The sequence below is a fragment of the Agrobacterium sp. InxBP2 genome (genome assembly GCF_026191755.1).
GTDB lineage: Bacteria > Pseudomonadota > Alphaproteobacteria > Rhizobiales > Rhizobiaceae > Agrobacterium > Agrobacterium pusense.
On the sequence record NZ_JAINDY010000027.1, the window covers coordinates 15,169 to 29,336 of the forward strand.

13 protein-coding genes are annotated in these 14,168 nt (G+C 58.4%); 10 read left to right on the forward strand and 3 right to left on the reverse strand.

Going from position 1 to position 14,168, the window contains the following annotated elements; translation table 11 throughout:
- Nucleotides 1-13: 13 nt before the first annotated feature.
- Both K7A42_RS09775 and coaA read left to right on the forward strand, forming a co-directional pair.
- Entirely contained in the window at nucleotides 14-337 is a 324-nt protein-coding gene (locus tag K7A42_RS09775) for a phosphoribosyl-ATP diphosphatase (RefSeq protein ID WP_004444325.1), read from the forward strand.
- Nucleotides 334-1,335 (forward strand): type I pantothenate kinase, encoded by a 1,002-nt coding sequence (gene coaA, locus K7A42_RS09780; protein ID WP_004444323.1) that lies wholly within the window; start codon nucleotides 334-336, stop codon nucleotides 1,333-1,335. Before K7A42_RS09775 ends, coaA begins: the two co-directional genes overlap by 4 nt.
- A 48-nt stretch (nucleotides 1,336-1,383) precedes the next feature.
- On the opposite strand, the gene lysM is transcribed toward coaA, so the two are convergent.
- The 3 genes from lysM to K7A42_RS09795 all read right to left on the reverse strand — a co-directional run bounded on the left by lysM (nucleotide 1,384) and on the right by K7A42_RS09795 (nucleotide 4,092).
- Entirely contained in the window at nucleotides 1,384-1,833 is a 450-nt protein-coding gene (gene lysM / locus K7A42_RS09785) for a peptidoglycan-binding protein LysM (protein ID WP_269347094.1), read from the reverse strand.
- An 86-nt stretch (nucleotides 1,834-1,919) separates the two neighbouring features.
- On the reverse strand, nucleotides 1,920-2,354 hold the full coding sequence (gene arfB / locus K7A42_RS09790) for an alternative ribosome rescue aminoacyl-tRNA hydrolase ArfB (RefSeq protein ID WP_037090022.1): 435 nt from the start codon (nucleotides 2,352-2,354) through the stop codon (nucleotides 1,920-1,922).
- A gap of 127 nt (nucleotides 2,355-2,481) precedes the next feature.
- Nucleotides 2,482-4,092: a phosphoenolpyruvate carboxykinase gene (locus tag K7A42_RS09795; protein ID WP_035208087.1), complete on the reverse strand. Its 1,611-nt coding sequence runs from the start codon at nucleotides 4,090-4,092 to the stop codon at nucleotides 2,482-2,484.
- Between the two features lie 338 nt (nucleotides 4,093-4,430).
- On the opposite strand from K7A42_RS09795, the gene chvI reads away from it, so the two are divergent.
- The 8 genes from chvI (at nucleotide 4,431) to tsaE (ending at nucleotide 14,162) form a co-directional block, all read left to right on the forward strand.
- Nucleotides 4,431-5,156 (forward strand): two-component system response regulator ChvI, encoded by a 726-nt coding sequence (gene chvI / locus K7A42_RS09800; protein WP_006700117.1) that lies wholly within the window; start codon nucleotides 4,431-4,433, stop codon nucleotides 5,154-5,156.
- 57 nt (nucleotides 5,157-5,213) lie between these two features.
- Nucleotides 5,214-7,004: a two-component system sensor histidine kinase ChvG gene (gene chvG / locus K7A42_RS09805; RefSeq protein WP_004444315.1), complete on the forward strand. Its 1,791-nt coding sequence runs from the start codon at nucleotides 5,214-5,216 to the stop codon at nucleotides 7,002-7,004.
- Nucleotides 6,994-7,458: an HPr kinase/phosphorylase gene (locus K7A42_RS09810; protein ID WP_282455085.1), complete on the forward strand. Its 465-nt coding sequence runs from the start codon at nucleotides 6,994-6,996 to the stop codon at nucleotides 7,456-7,458. The genes chvG and K7A42_RS09810 overlap by 11 nt, the downstream gene beginning before the upstream one ends.
- A gap of 125 nt (nucleotides 7,459-7,583) precedes the next feature.
- Entirely contained in the window at nucleotides 7,584-7,985 is a 402-nt protein-coding gene (locus K7A42_RS09815) for a PTS sugar transporter subunit IIA (protein WP_003505374.1), read from the forward strand.
- An 11-nt stretch (nucleotides 7,986-7,996) separates the two neighbouring features.
- The gene (locus tag K7A42_RS09820; RefSeq protein WP_004444304.1) at nucleotides 7,997-8,272 is read left to right on the forward strand and encodes an HPr family phosphocarrier protein; all 276 of its coding nucleotides are present in this window, start codon (nucleotides 7,997-7,999) and stop codon (nucleotides 8,270-8,272) included.
- A gap of 127 nt (nucleotides 8,273-8,399) precedes the next feature.
- Nucleotides 8,400-9,800 carry an adenosylhomocysteinase gene (ahcY, locus tag K7A42_RS09825; protein ID WP_004444302.1) on the forward strand — a complete coding sequence of 467 codons (1,401 nt, stop codon included), beginning with the start codon at nucleotides 8,400-8,402 and terminating at the stop codon, nucleotides 9,798-9,800.
- A gap of 208 nt (nucleotides 9,801-10,008) precedes the next feature.
- Nucleotides 10,009-12,654 (forward strand): sensor histidine kinase, encoded by a 2,646-nt coding sequence (locus K7A42_RS09830; RefSeq protein ID WP_282455086.1) that lies wholly within the window; start codon nucleotides 10,009-10,011, stop codon nucleotides 12,652-12,654.
- A complete protein-coding gene (gene tsaE / locus K7A42_RS09835) occupies nucleotides 12,651-14,162 on the forward strand; it encodes a tRNA (adenosine(37)-N6)-threonylcarbamoyltransferase complex ATPase subunit type 1 TsaE (protein ID WP_282455087.1) in 1,512 nt (503 codons plus the stop codon). Before K7A42_RS09830 ends, tsaE begins: the two co-directional genes overlap by 4 nt.
- Nucleotides 14,163-14,168: the final 6 nt, after the last annotated feature.

The following is a 14,168-nucleotide window of genomic DNA, read 5'->3' on the forward strand; positions in this document are numbered from 1 at the left end:
GCAGGATTCCCCCATGAGCGCATTTTCCCTTTCCGATCTGGAGCGCATCGTCGCAACCCGCGCCGCTGCCTCTCCTGACGAATCCTGGACGGCCAAGCTGGTTGCGGCCGGCCAGGAGCGTGCGGCGAAGAAACTCGGCGAAGAAGCCGTGGAAGCCGTCATTGCGGCCATCGCAAAAGACCGCGACGGGCTGAAGAACGAAGCGGCGGACCTGCTTTACCATCTGCTGGTGGTTTTGAAGATCGCCGACATCCCGCTGAATGAGGTTTTCGCCGAGCTGGAGCGCAGGACCGGGCAAACCGGTCTTGCGGAAAAGGCAGCGAGGCCGACATCATGAAGATCGAGGCAGGCAGCGGGGAGAGAGGCATGCCGAGCACACTCGATCATTTCCGACCGGATGAATATTCGCCCTACCACTTCTTCAGTTCGGAAGAATGGTCGAAGTTTCGTGCCGACACGCCATTGACGCTTTCTGCCGACGAGGTCAAACGGCTGCGTTCGCTGGATGATCCGATCGATCTGGATGAGGTGCGGCGCATCTACCTGTCTCTGTCGCGCCTGCTGTCTTCCCATGTGGAAGCATCGCAGCTGTTGTTCGAGCAACGCAACCGCTTCCTCAACATGGCTGACGTCAACAAGACGCCCTTCGTCATCGGCATCGCCGGCTCCGTTGCCGTTGGCAAATCCACGACGGCACGTATTCTGAAAGAGCTTCTGGCGCGCTGGCCTTCCAGTCCCAAGGTCGACCTCATCACCACTGACGGATTTCTCTATCCGAACGAGGTATTGCGGCGCGAGAATCTGATGGAGCGCAAAGGCTTCCCGGAGAGCTACGATATCGGCGCGCTCCTGCGTTTCCTGTCGGCCATCAAGGCGGGCCAGCCCAATGTCAAGGCGCCGCGTTATTCGCACCTGACCTATGACGTTCTGCCGAACGAGTTCACTGTCATCGACCAGCCGGATATTCTCATCTTCGAAGGCATCAACGTGCTGCAATCGCGCGACCTGCCGGCAGGCGGGAGGATCGTGCCGATCGTTTCCGACTTCTTCGATTTCTCGATCTATATCGACGCTGATGAAGGCCTTATTCACAACTGGTATGTGAACCGGTTCATGAATCTGAGAAAAACCGCCTTCCGCGATCCTAATTCATTCTTCAACCGTTATGCCTCGATCAGCGAAGAAGCGGCGCTCAGCATTGCTGAAGGCCTCTGGCAGAACATCAACCTGAAGAACCTGCGGCAGAACATCGTGCCGACCCGCCCGCGCGCCGACCTTATTTTGCGCAAGGGCAAAAACCACCTGATCGACACGGTCGCGCTTCGCAAATTGTGAAAGATGCCGCGAAGGCGGCATCTCTGTCGCAGCGATTACAAGGCGTTATCAGGCAAGGTCTGGAATGCGCAGCACCTGGCCGGGGTAAATCTTGTCGGGATGGGTCAGCATCGGCTTGTTGGCTTCGAAGATGATATTGTTCTTCGCACCATTGGCCTTGCCATATTGGGCTTCCGCAATCTTCCAGAGGTTGTCACCCTTCTTGACGGTGTAGAAGACGGGTTCCTTTGCCGGCGCTTCGGCCACAGTCAGCTCGCCGGCCTCGACCTTGGAAATGCCGAGCGTGTTGCCGACCGCGATGACTGCTTTTTCGAAAATCGACTGATCGGCCACTTCGCCCTTGAGGACGACCTTGTCATCCACAACCTCGACCTGAACCTTGTCCGTGCCGAGATCGTGGGAAGCGAGTTCCTTCTTCACCGCTTCGACATCAGGGGCGTCGTCACCGCCGATACCAAGCTTCTTTCCCGCTTCCTTGATGAAATTGAACAGACCCATAGCACCCTCCTTGGTTGTAGGGAGGCTTACCAGACGATATTTGAAGCTCTATGACAAGGGCGAAAGATTCGTCGTCTGATCGTCGCCTATTCGCCCGAAGGTTTGCCGCGCATCTTCTTGATATCGGAGCGACCGGACTTCGCCTTGAGGCGGCGCTCGACGGAGCCCTTGGTGGGTTTGGTGGCCTTGCGCACCGGCGGCGGGGGGGCGGCGGCTTCGAGGATCAGTTCCTTCAGGCGCTCGCGCGCATCCTCACGATTGCGCTCCTGGCTGCGAAACCGGCTCGCTTCGATCATCAGCACGCCTTCTTTTGATACGCGCCTGCCACCGAGCCGCAACGCATTGACCTTCACCCTTTCCGGAAGGGAGGGTGAATTCGCAATGTCGAAAAATAGCTGAACCGCTGTCGAAACCTTGTTGACGTTCTGGCCGCCCGGCCCGCCGGCCAGCACGAATTGCTCCGTCAGCTCCCAGCCGGCAATAGTGATGCGGTTATTGATGTGAAGCGGGTCGCTGGCCATGTTTTCTCTCCGCGCCGGTGATGCCACAGATCGTGAAAAATGAAAACAAGGACAAAACGAAAGAACCCGGCAAAAAGGAACCCGGCACTTGGGCCGGGTTCCCTTCCTCCTCATAAACGAGGCTTATTCATTCTGCCGCGAGCAAAAGGCCCGGCGCTGCGTCACGAACCTTGCTGTCGACGTGGTCTTCGAACTTGGTGAAGTTCGTGACGAACATCGACACCAGCTTCTTCGCTTGCGCGTCATAAGCTGCGCCATCGGCCCAGGTGGAACGCGGATCGAGGATCGCGCTGTCGACACCCTCAAGCGACTGAGGGACGGCGAAGCCGAAATTCGCATCGGTGCGGAACTGTGCGTTCTTCAGATCTCCAGTGAGAGCGGCGGTCAGAAGCGCGCGGGTGGCCTTGATGGGCATACGCTTGCCAATGCCGTAAGCGCCGCCGGTCCAGCCGGTATTGACCAGCCAGCAATCCACACCGTGCTTGCCGATCAGCTCACGCAGCAGGTTGCCATATTCGGCCGGATGGCGCGGCATGAAGGGGGCGCCAAAGCAGGTAGAGAATGTCGCTTCCGGCTCGGTCACGCCCTTTTCCGTGCCGGCGACCTTGGCGGTGTAACCGGAGAGGAAGTGGTACATGGCCTGCTCCGGTGTCAGCCGGGCAATCGGCGGCAGAACGCCGAAGGCGTCAGCCGTCAGCATGATGATCGTCTTCGGGTGGCCGGCAATGCCCGTCTCCGATGCATTCGGAATGAAGTGCAGCGGATAGGCGCTGCGGGTGTTTTCCGTCAGCGAATTGTCGTTGAAATCAGGAACGCGGTTTTCGTCCAGCACGACGTTCTCGAGAACCGTGCCGAAACGGCGGGTAGCGGCGTAAATTTCCGGCTCGGCTTCCGCCGAAAGCTTGATCGCCTTGGCATAGCAGCCGCCTTCGAAATTGAAGATGCCGTGTTCGCCCCAGCCATGTTCGTCATCGCCGATCAGCGTGCGCGACGGATCAGCCGACAGCGTGGTCTTGCCGGTGCCGGAGAGGCCGAAGAAAACGGCAGAATCACCCTGCGGACCGACATTGGCCGAGCAATGCATGGGCATGACACCCTTGGCCGGCAGCAGGTAGTTCAGCACCGTGAAGACCGATTTCTTGTTTTCACCGGCATAAGACGTGCCGCCGATGAGAACGAGGCCGTTGGTCAGATCGCAGGCGATGACTGTTTCCGAACGGACACCATGACGGGCCGGATCTGCCTTGAAGCTCGGCAGGTTGATGATGGTGAGCTTCTGCTTGAAGCCCGCCAGTTTTTCCTGCTTCGGACGGATCAGCAGATTGCGGATGAACAGCGAATGCCAGGCGAGCTCGGTGACGACGCGTGTCGGCAACGCATTTTCCTCATCGGCGCCGCCGATCAGGTCCTGAACATAGAGCGTCTTTCCGGCGGCATGGGCCAACATGTCCTGGCGCAACAACTCGAAGTTTTCCGGCGACAGCGGCTTGTTGTTGTCCCACCAGATGGTGTTCTCGGTGGACGCGTCGCGCACGACGAATTTGTCCTTCGGAGAACGGCCCGTGTGCTGGCCGGTGACGGCGCGCAGCGCACCATCGATGGTCAGCTCGGCCTCGCCGTTGCGGATTGCCTCTTCGTATAGTTCGCTCTCATTGAGGTTATAAAAGACGCGGGAAGCCTTGCCCAATCCGAGTTCTGCAACTCCGTTGGCAGGATTATGAACCCCAATCTCGGTCATGACGCGTTCCTTGTTAATGACGATAAGGCCGTTGAAATTTTCACGGAAAATACGTGGCACCTCTTGGAAACGCAAGAGCCGAAGTTTAAAAAACTTAGTAATTTCAATATATTAATCGATTTAAAAGATTTTATTTCTTTTTAAATCGGTTGAAGACGCATTAAAATTCAGCTGCGGCGTCTCTACGAAATCTCCCCGTCCTATCCTTGCGATTTTGGGGTGAGTTTTCCTTTGCCACAATTTGTTCCACCTTTATACTCAAGAGAGTGGCTCGCGGCGCACAACCTGGCTGGGTGAATGTCGGGAGTTACGAGAAAATGACGATGGAGACCAACTACATGCAGACGATCGCGCTTGTCGACGATGACCGGAATATTCTCACTTCGGTATCGATCGCGCTCGAAGCCGAAGGCTACCGGGTCGAAACGTATACGGACGGCGCTTCCGCGCTTGACGGGTTGATCGCCCGTCCGCCGCAGCTCGCCATTTTCGATATTAAGATGCCCCGCATGGATGGCATGGAGCTTTTGCGGCGCCTTCGCCAGAAGTCGGATCTGCCGGTCATCTTCCTCACCTCGAAGGATGAAGAGATCGACGAATTGTTCGGCCTGAAGATGGGCGCGGACGACTTCATCACCAAGCCGTTCTCGCAACGCCTTCTGGTGGAACGCGTCAAAGCCATCCTGCGCCGCGCCAGCAGCCGCGAAGCATCCGCCGCAACCGGCAACGTTCTGAAGCCGACGGCAGACCAACAGGCGCGCACACTCGAGCGCGGGCAGCTCGCCATGGATCAGGAACGGCATACCTGCACCTGGAAGGGCGAACCGGTAACACTGACGGTAACCGAATTCCTCATCCTGCATTCGCTGGCACAACGTCCAGGTGTCGTGAAAAGCCGCGACGCGCTGATGGATGCCGCTTATGACGAGCAGGTCTATGTGGACGACCGCACCATCGACAGCCACATCAAGCGTCTTCGCAAGAAGTTCAAACTGGTCGATGGCGACTTCGATATGATTGAAACGCTTTATGGCGTAGGATATCGCTTCCGCGAAGCGGCTTGAACGAGCCGACTCACGCAGAAGGCACCGCCCGGTATGGGGTGGTAAGGACTTGAATACGTGTTGAAAAAAACGCCGGAAACCGTCTCGGACAGTGACGATGCCGAAGAACGCGGCAGCGAACGCCGCCATCGTATCCATCCGCTGACGATCATCCGGCGCATTTTCGGCAATGCGGTGTTTTCCAGCCTCACGCGCCGCATCCTGTTCTTCAACGTCGCCGCGACGGTGGTTCTAGTCGGCGGCATTCTCTATCTCAACCAGTTCCGCGAGGGGCTGATCGATGCGCGCGTGGAAAGCCTGCTGACGCAGGGCGAAATCATAGCCGGCGCGGTTTCCGCTTCCGCCTCTGTCGATACCAACTCAATCACCATCAACCCGGAAAAGCTGCTCGAATTGCAGGCGGGACAGAGCATTACCCCTGCCCCCAATGATGAGGACCTGAGTTTCCCCATCAATCCGGAACGCGTGGCGCCGGTGCTACGGCGGCTGATTTCGCCAACGCGCACCCGCGCGCGGCTGTTCGATGCCGATGCCAATCTGCTGCTCGACTCCCGCCATCTTTATTCGCGCGGTCAGGTGCTGCGCTTCGACCTGCCGCCAGTAACGCCCGAGACGCAGACCTGGGGCGACTGGTTCACCAGCATGTTCAACCGCATGCTGCAGCCGAGCAGCCTGCCGCAATACAAGGAAGCGCCCGGCGGCGATGGCTCTATCTATCCGGAAGTGATGAACGCGCTGACCGGCGTGCGCGGCGCGGTCGTGCGTGTCACGGAAAAGGGTGAGCTGATTGTTTCCGTGGCCGTACCGGTACAGCGCTTCCGGGCCGTGCTCGGCGTTCTGCTGCTTTCGACACAAGCGGGCGATATCGACAAGATCGTGCATGCCGAGCGCCTCGCCATCATGCGCGTCTTTGGCATCGCCACGCTGGTCAACATCGTGCTGTCGCTGCTCCTCTCCTCCACCATCGCCACGCCGCTGCGGCGGCTGTCGGCGGCCGCGATCCGCGTGCGCCGCGGGGCGAGAACCCGTGAGGAAATACCGGATTTCTCGGCGCGCCAGGATGAGATCGGCAACCTCTCTATTGCGCTGCGTGAAATGACGACGGCGCTTTACGACCGTATCGATGCGATCGAAAGTTTCGCCGCCGATGTCAGCCATGAGCTCAAGAACCCGCTGACCTCGCTGCGCAGCGCCGTGGAAACCCTGCCGCGCGCCAAGACCGAAGAGTCCAAACAGCGCCTGACCGAGATCATCTTCCACGATGTGCGCCGTCTCGACCGCCTGATCAGCGATATTTCGGACGCCTCACGGCTTGACGCCGAACTGGCGCGCGCCGACGCCGCGCCGCTCGATCTTGATGTGCTGATGAAGGGTCTGGTGGATATATCCCGCCAGATAAGCACCAAGAAGAAAAGCGTGACGATCGACTATGTTGTCGACCGGAAAGCGGGCGCAAAGACCTCCTTCGTGGTGAACGGCCACGATCTGCGTATCGGCCAGATCGTCACCAACCTCATCGAGAATGCGCGCTCCTTCGTTGCCGAAGAAAGCGGCCGCATCACGGTACGCCTCTCCCGTCACAAGGATCGTTGCATCGTGCAGGTAGAGGACAACGGGCCCGGCATTCAGGCCGAAGATATCGACCGGATTTTTGAGCGTTTCTACACCGACCGGCCGGCGAGCGAAGGTTTCGGACAGAACTCCGGTCTTGGTCTTTCCATCAGCCGCCAGATCGCGGAAGCCCATGGCGGCAGCCTGCGGGCAGAGAACGTCGTCGACAAATATGGCGTGATATCAGGCGCGCGCTTCACCCTGTCGCTGCCGGCGGCCGAAACCCATGAACGCTGAACGCTTCAACCTGCATGCAACCGCCATCGTTGTTCAAAACACCGGCATCCTTTTCACGGGGCCGTCGGGCAGCGGCAAAAGCGAACTCGCCTTCAGCTTCCTGACGGAGGCGGAACGGTGCGGATTGCCGGCCGCATTGATCGCGGACGATCAGATTTTCGTGTATCGCGATGGCGAGGCCATCATCGCCGAACGGCCGGAAGCTATCGCCGGCCTGTTGGAATTACGCGGCAGCGGCATTGTTTCACTTAAAAGCATTGCGCGCGCGCCGCTACATTTCGCCGTCACGACAGTTGTTTCACCCGAAAATCCAAGACTTCCCGAAGATGACGAGATGTTATCGCTGCCGTGCGGCGGGCATCTTCCGCTTCTGCGTATTCCGCTTTCAAGTCTCACGCCCTATGGAAAATTTGCTGCACTTGCTCAGAATCTTTTCAAAACGAATGTGAAGTGACGATGATTCGGGCGATTTTAGGCTTGCGATTCGCATTTTCCTCATCAAGATGAAATCCCACCGATGGACAGGATTGCCGCGTTGCGATAGTCGGCAATGAGAGTGCGTGTGCAAGGGAGCATTTCATGATCGGACTAGTGCTTGTCACCCATGGCAAGCTGGCTGAGGAGTTTCGTCATGCGTTGGAGCATGTCGTCGGTCCCCAGAAATTGATCGAGACGGTCTGTATCGGTCCCGAAGACGACATGGATCAGCGCAGGCAGGATATCATCGACGCTGTCGCGCGCGCCAATGACGGCAATGGCGTCATCATCCTGACGGACATGTTTGGCGGCACGCCTTCCAATCTTGCGATTTCGGTCATGAATAACGGCAATGTCGAAGTCATCGCCGGGGTTAACCTGCCGATGCTGATCAAACTTGCCGGCGTTCGCAGCGAAGACAATATGGACAAGGCCCTTCAGGACGCATCCGATGCCGGCCGCAAATATATCAACGTCGCCAGCCGCGTTTTAAGCGGCAAATAAGAAGTCAGCCCATGTCGCCACTCTCCCGGGAACTACCGATCATCAACAAACGCGGTCTCCATGCCCGGGCATCAGCGAAATTCGTTCAGATGGTTGAAGGCTTCGACGCGACCATCACGGTTTCGAAAGACGGCATGACCGTCGGCGGCACCTCGATCATGGGTCTCATGATGCTGGCGGCCAGCCCCGGATGCAGTGTCTATGTCGAGGCGAGCGGCAATCAGGCCGAAGAGGCGCTCGCCGCACTTGAGGCCCTTGTCGCCGACCGGTTCGGCGAAGAAGCCTGAGCCGGCGCCATATAAAGACATAAAGACTTCTTTATATCATTATTGCCAGATCGTTCGTGGCCTGCTAAACCGCTGCTACGTAAAAAGCCGGGCCGCAATGTGCGGCGCTTCTGATCTGGAGAATCTCATGAGCCTTGAGAAGGACTACATCGTCGCCGATATCAACCTTGCCGCATTCGGCCGCAAGGAACTGGACATCGCCGAAACCGAAATGCCGGGCCTGATGTCCTGCCGCAAGGAGTTCGGTGAAAGCAAGCCGCTGAAGGGCGCCCGCATTTCCGGTTCGCTTCACATGACGATCCAGACCGGCGTTCTCATCGAGACGCTGAAGGAACTCGGTGCAGACATTCGCTGGGCCTCCTGCAACATCTTCTCGACCCAGGACCATGCTGCAGCGGCCATTGCGGCAGCCGGCATTCCGGTCTTTGCCGTCAAGGGTGAGAGCCTGACGGAATATTGGGAATATACCGACAAGATCTTCCAGTGGACCGACGGCGGTCTCTCCAACATGATCCTCGACGATGGCGGCGATGCCACCATGTACATCCTGCTGGGCGCACGCGCGGAAGCTGGCGAAGACGTGCTCTCCAATCCCGGCTCCGAAGAAGAAGAAATTCTCTTCGCGCAGATCAACAAGCGCCTCAAGGCTTCGCCCGGCTGGTTCACCAAGCAGCGCGACGCGCTGAAGGGTGTCACCGAAGAAACGACGACCGGCGTGCACCGCCTCTACGACCTCAGCAAGAAGGGCCTGCTGCCTTTCCCGGCGATCAACGTCAATGACAGCGTCACCAAGTCCAAGTTCGACAACAAGTACGGTTGCAAAGAATCGCTGGTTGACGGCATTCGCCGTGCAACCGACGTGATGATGGCCGGCAAGGTTGCCGTGGTGTGCGGATACGGCGATGTTGGCAAGGGTTCGGCCGCTTCGCTGCAGGGCGCCGGCGCCCGCGTGAAGGTGACCGAAATCGACCCGATCTGCGCACTGCAGGCCGCCATGGACGGTTTCGAAGTCGTTCGCCTGGAGGACGTTGTTTCCTCCGCCGATATCTTCATCACCACGACAGGCAACAAGGACGTCATCCGCATCGAGCACATGCGCGAGATGAAGGACATGGCGATCGTCGGCAATATCGGCCACTTCGACAACGAGATTCAGGTCGCATCGCTGCGTAACCTGAAGTGGACGAACATCAAGCCGCAGGTCGACATGATCGAGTTCCCGAAGGGCAACCGCATCATCCTGCTGTCCGAAGGCCGTCTTCTGAACCTTGGCAACGCCACCGGTCACCCCTCCTTCGTCATGTCGGCCTCCTTCACCAACCAGGTTTTGGGCCAGATCGAACTCTTCACCAAGCAGGGCGAATACAAGAACGACGTTTACGTGCTGCCGAAGCACCTCGACGAGAAGGTCGCACGCCTCCATCTCGAGAAGCTTGGTGTGCGCCTGACTGAACTTTCCGACGTTCAGGCAGATTATATCGGCGTCTCGAAGCAGGGCCCGTTCAAGGCGGACCACTACAGATATTAATTTCATAGTTAATATCCACTGAAATTACACAATATCTAGATGCCGCGCGCTTGACAAAGCGCGCGGCATCTTTTTTGCGCGCTCCCTTTTCGCAGATTTATGAAGGCGGTATTGTCATCAGACTTGATTCGGACGCACCACAGGGCGGTGCGGGCGAAATGGGATGTCTTGTCGAAGATGCGGCACATAGGACGGAGACAGACCGGGGATGTCGGTTCAAAATTCGGATCTGCGCAAGCAGACAGTTCAACGCGTTAAAAACACGCAAGCGGGCGTGGCATTGAGCGCACAGACTCTGGTGCGTTTTGGCGCATCTGCGGACGGAAAACCGGTGTTCACTTTTCCTGGAAACGCTCTGGCACGTTGCCGGCTGGCAATCCGTGCGATCCGGACCGGCATTTCACGGCTTCCCGTCCTGCTTTCCGGCACGTTTTTGGCCGGTTCAGCCACCCTGGCGCTGGCGCAGGATGGACTTGCGGCCAAAGCCGGCGCCCGGCTGTTTTCATCAGGTGAAACCATAACCTATTCGCTTTTCGTGGGTATGCTTTCCGCGACGCTGTTTTCAGTCGTCTGGCTGGTGCGCCAGCGCGGCAATATAGAGGCGGAGAGCAGCGAATTTCGCCAGGCGCTTGCCCAGTCTCACCACAAGATCGCCAAATACGAAGCGCTGATTTCCGACAAGAGCCGCCGCATCGTCATCTGGGATGGCGCAGAAAACCGTCCGGAATTTCTGGGGCAGCTGCCGGCCGAGACAGGCGTGCCGCAGGCGGACCAGGATTTTCTGGCCTTTGGCCGCTGGCTGAAACCGGCATCCGCCAGTCAGCTTGAGAAATCCATTGAGAAACTTCGTAGCCACGCACAGAGTTTCGATCTCACCATCGAAACGCATCGCGGCGAAGTTATCGAGGTTCAGGGCCGGGTTTCCGGCGGCAATGCCTTTGCACGCTTCATCGCCCTCAACAATCTGCGTGCGGAGCTCGCCGAACTGCAGGTGGAGCGTGAACGGCTGATCGCTTCCGTCTCGACTTTTCAGGAACTTCTCGATTCCATCGAGCAACCCGTCTGGCGTCGCAATGGCGAAGGCGAACTTATCTGGGTGAACCATGCCTATGCACAGGCAGTGGATGCGCGGAACGCTGAACAGGCCATTCAGGAGAAACGAGAACTTCTGAACACGGTTACCCGGCAGAAGATACGCGCGGCCGCGACCCCGGAATCGCCCTATCACGACCGTATTTCCACGGTGGTTGCGGGTAATCGCAGTTTCTTCGATGTCGTCGACATCAAAACGGCGGGCGGGTCTGCCGGTATCGCCATCGATGCCACCGAGGCCGAAACCATCAGCGAGGAACTGAAGCGGGTTCTGAAGAGCCACGCCGAAACGCTGGATCATCTGGCAACGCCCGTCGCCATTTTCGACGGCCGGCAGCGGCTGCAATTCTATAATCAGGCTTTTGCGACCCTGTGGGGCCTCGACCTGGTGTTCCTCGAATCCGGGCCTGACAATTCAGAGCTTCTCGACAGGTTGCGCACCGCCGGCAAATTGCCCGAGCAGCTCAACTGGAAGAACTGGAAGGAGACGGCGCTCTCCGTATACCGTTCGCTCGATACCAAGACCGATCTCTGGCACCTGCCCAACGGGCAGACACTGCGGGTGATTGCCACGGCTCATCCGCAGGGTGGCGCAACCTGGGTTTTCGAAAACCTGACCGAGCAGGTCGATCTGCAAATGCGCTACAACACATTGGTGAAAGTGCAGGGCGAAACCATCGACCATCTGGCCGAGGGGGTCGCCGTGTTCGGTGCGGACGGTCGTATTCGCCTGTCGAACCCGGCATTCCGGGCGCTGTGGGGCGTGACTGCCGAACAGGCCGAAACCGGAACGCACATCCGCGCCATCGAAACCGCCTGCGCACCATCCTACGACGGGCCGGACGGCTGGCGCGCCTTCAGCCAGTTCATCACCAGTTTCGATGATGAGCGGCCATCCCGGCAAGGCACACTGGAACTGCTTTCCGGCCTCGTCCTCGATTATGCGATCATTCCGTTGCCGGATGCGCAGACCATGCTGACCTTTGTCAACATGACGGACAGCGTACGGGCTGAGCGCGCCCTTATGGAAAAGAACGACGCTCTTCTCAAGGCAGATGAGCTGAAGAATGACTTTGTGCAGCATGTTTCCTATGAGCTGCGTTCGCCGCTGACAAACATTATCGGCTTCACCGATCTCCTGAAGACCCCGGGCCTTGGGGAATTGACGGAGCGGCAGGCGGAATATCTCGACCATATTTCCACGTCCTCCTCGGTCCTTCTGACGATCGTCAATGACATTCTCGATCTTGCGACCGTCGATGCCGGCATCATGCAACTCAATTATTCGGATAATGACCTGAACGAATTGCTGGAAGATGTTTCGGTGCAGATCGCGGACCGGCTGCAGGAAAGCGGCATTTCACTTCAGATCGTCGCCCCGGCTCATCTCGGCAGCCTGGTGGCAGACCACCAGCGCCTGAAGCAGATCCTCATCAAGCTCCTAACCAATGCGATCAATTTCGCGCCGGAAGGGTCTTCAGTTACGCTTTCCTGCCAGCGCAGCGAAGGTGACTTCATATTCTCTGTCGCGGACAAGGGACCGGGCATCCCGGAAGACATGCTGAAAACGGTCTTCGACCGTTTTTCGACCCGCGGCAATGGCGGCCGGCGAACCGGCGCCGGGCTTGGCCTTTCCATTGTCGAAAGTTTCGTCAGTCTCCACCACGGAACGGTTAGCATAGACAGCCGGCCCGGCAACGGCACCACCGTCACCTGCCGCATTCCTTCCGCCACGCGTCCGCATTCCATTGCCGCAGAATGAGCGAAAATGTCTTGCCGATCACCATTCCTCTTGCGGGGGAAAAGGACACCATCAGGCTCGGTGAAGACCTCGCGCTGGCGCTGAAGCCCGGCGATTGTCTGGCGTTGGTCGGCGACCTTGGCGCCGGTAAATCGACGCTTGCCCGCGCCTTCATCCGGGCGATGGCGGACGAGCCGGATCTTGAGGTTCCGAGCCCCACCTTCACCATCATCCAAACCTATGCCACCCGCATTCCGGTCGCCCATCTCGACCTCTACCGGCTTTCGGATGTTTCCGAACTGGATGAGCTCGGCATCGATGAGATGCTGGAGGATGGCATCTGCCTGATCGAATGGCCGGATATAGCAGGAGAGATTCTGCCACCCGGCCAGACCGTAACCCTGACGCTGACACATTCCGGTGAAGGGCGGATCGCCTCCATCGAGGCTCCGGCAAAACCGAAAGCGCGGCTTGAGCGGGTTTTTGCCATCCGGGAATTCCTCGCCAGAAATGGCAGAGGTGACGCGGTCCGCCGCTTTCTGAGCGGCGATGCTTCCACCCGTGCCTATGAGACCATCTCCACCGATGGCCCGGACCTTATCCTGATGGATTGGCGCCGCCCCTTGAAAGGCGCCATCGTCGCCGACGGCAAGACCTATGCGGAGATTGCCCATCTCGCCCAGGATGCCCGCTCCTTCGTGGCGATCGGTAATTATCTGCGGAATCGCGGCTTTTGCGCGCCGGAGATCATCGCAGCGGACATCGACCAAGGCATTCTCCTGTTGCAGGATCTGGGGCTAGATGGAGTGTTAGCCGCCGATGGCGCCCCAATCGAGGAGCGCTATCTGGAAAGCGTTGCCTTTCTGGCGGCACTTCATCAAGCGTCACAACCCGGTCCCCTGCCCGTGGGTGATGGCAGCACCTATGAGGTTCCACCCTTTGACCGGCAGGCGATGAAGATCGAGGTCTCGCTGCTGGTGGAATGGTATCTGCCCTATAAGCGCGGCAGGCCACTGTCCGATGGCGAGAAGCAGGAATATTACGCCATCTGGGACGCTCTGATCGATTCGCTTGCGGATTGCGAAAACGGGCTGCTGCTGCGCGACTTCCATTCGCCAAATATCCTCTGGCAACAGCAGAATGCCGGCATACGACAGGTCGGCCTGATCGATTTTCAGGACGCGATGATTGGCCCGACCGCCTATGATCTCGCTTCCATTGTTCAGGATGCCCGGGTTACAATCGAGCCCGGATTGCAGGCACGCCTGCTTTCGCATTATCTCGAGAGCAGGCGACACACGCCTTCTTTCGATGAGGCTGCTTTTCTCAAGGCCTTCTCCATCATGTCGGCGCAGCGCAACTGCAAGCTTGCCGGTATCTGGGTCAGGCTGATGGAACGGGATGGCAAACCCGGTTATATGAAGCATATGCCGCGGACGTTCCGCTATCTCGCCGCAGCGCTTTCGCATCCGGAACTTGCGCCGCTCAGAGACTGGTGCCTGCGCATGGGCATGGACTTTAACGACTGAAAGACG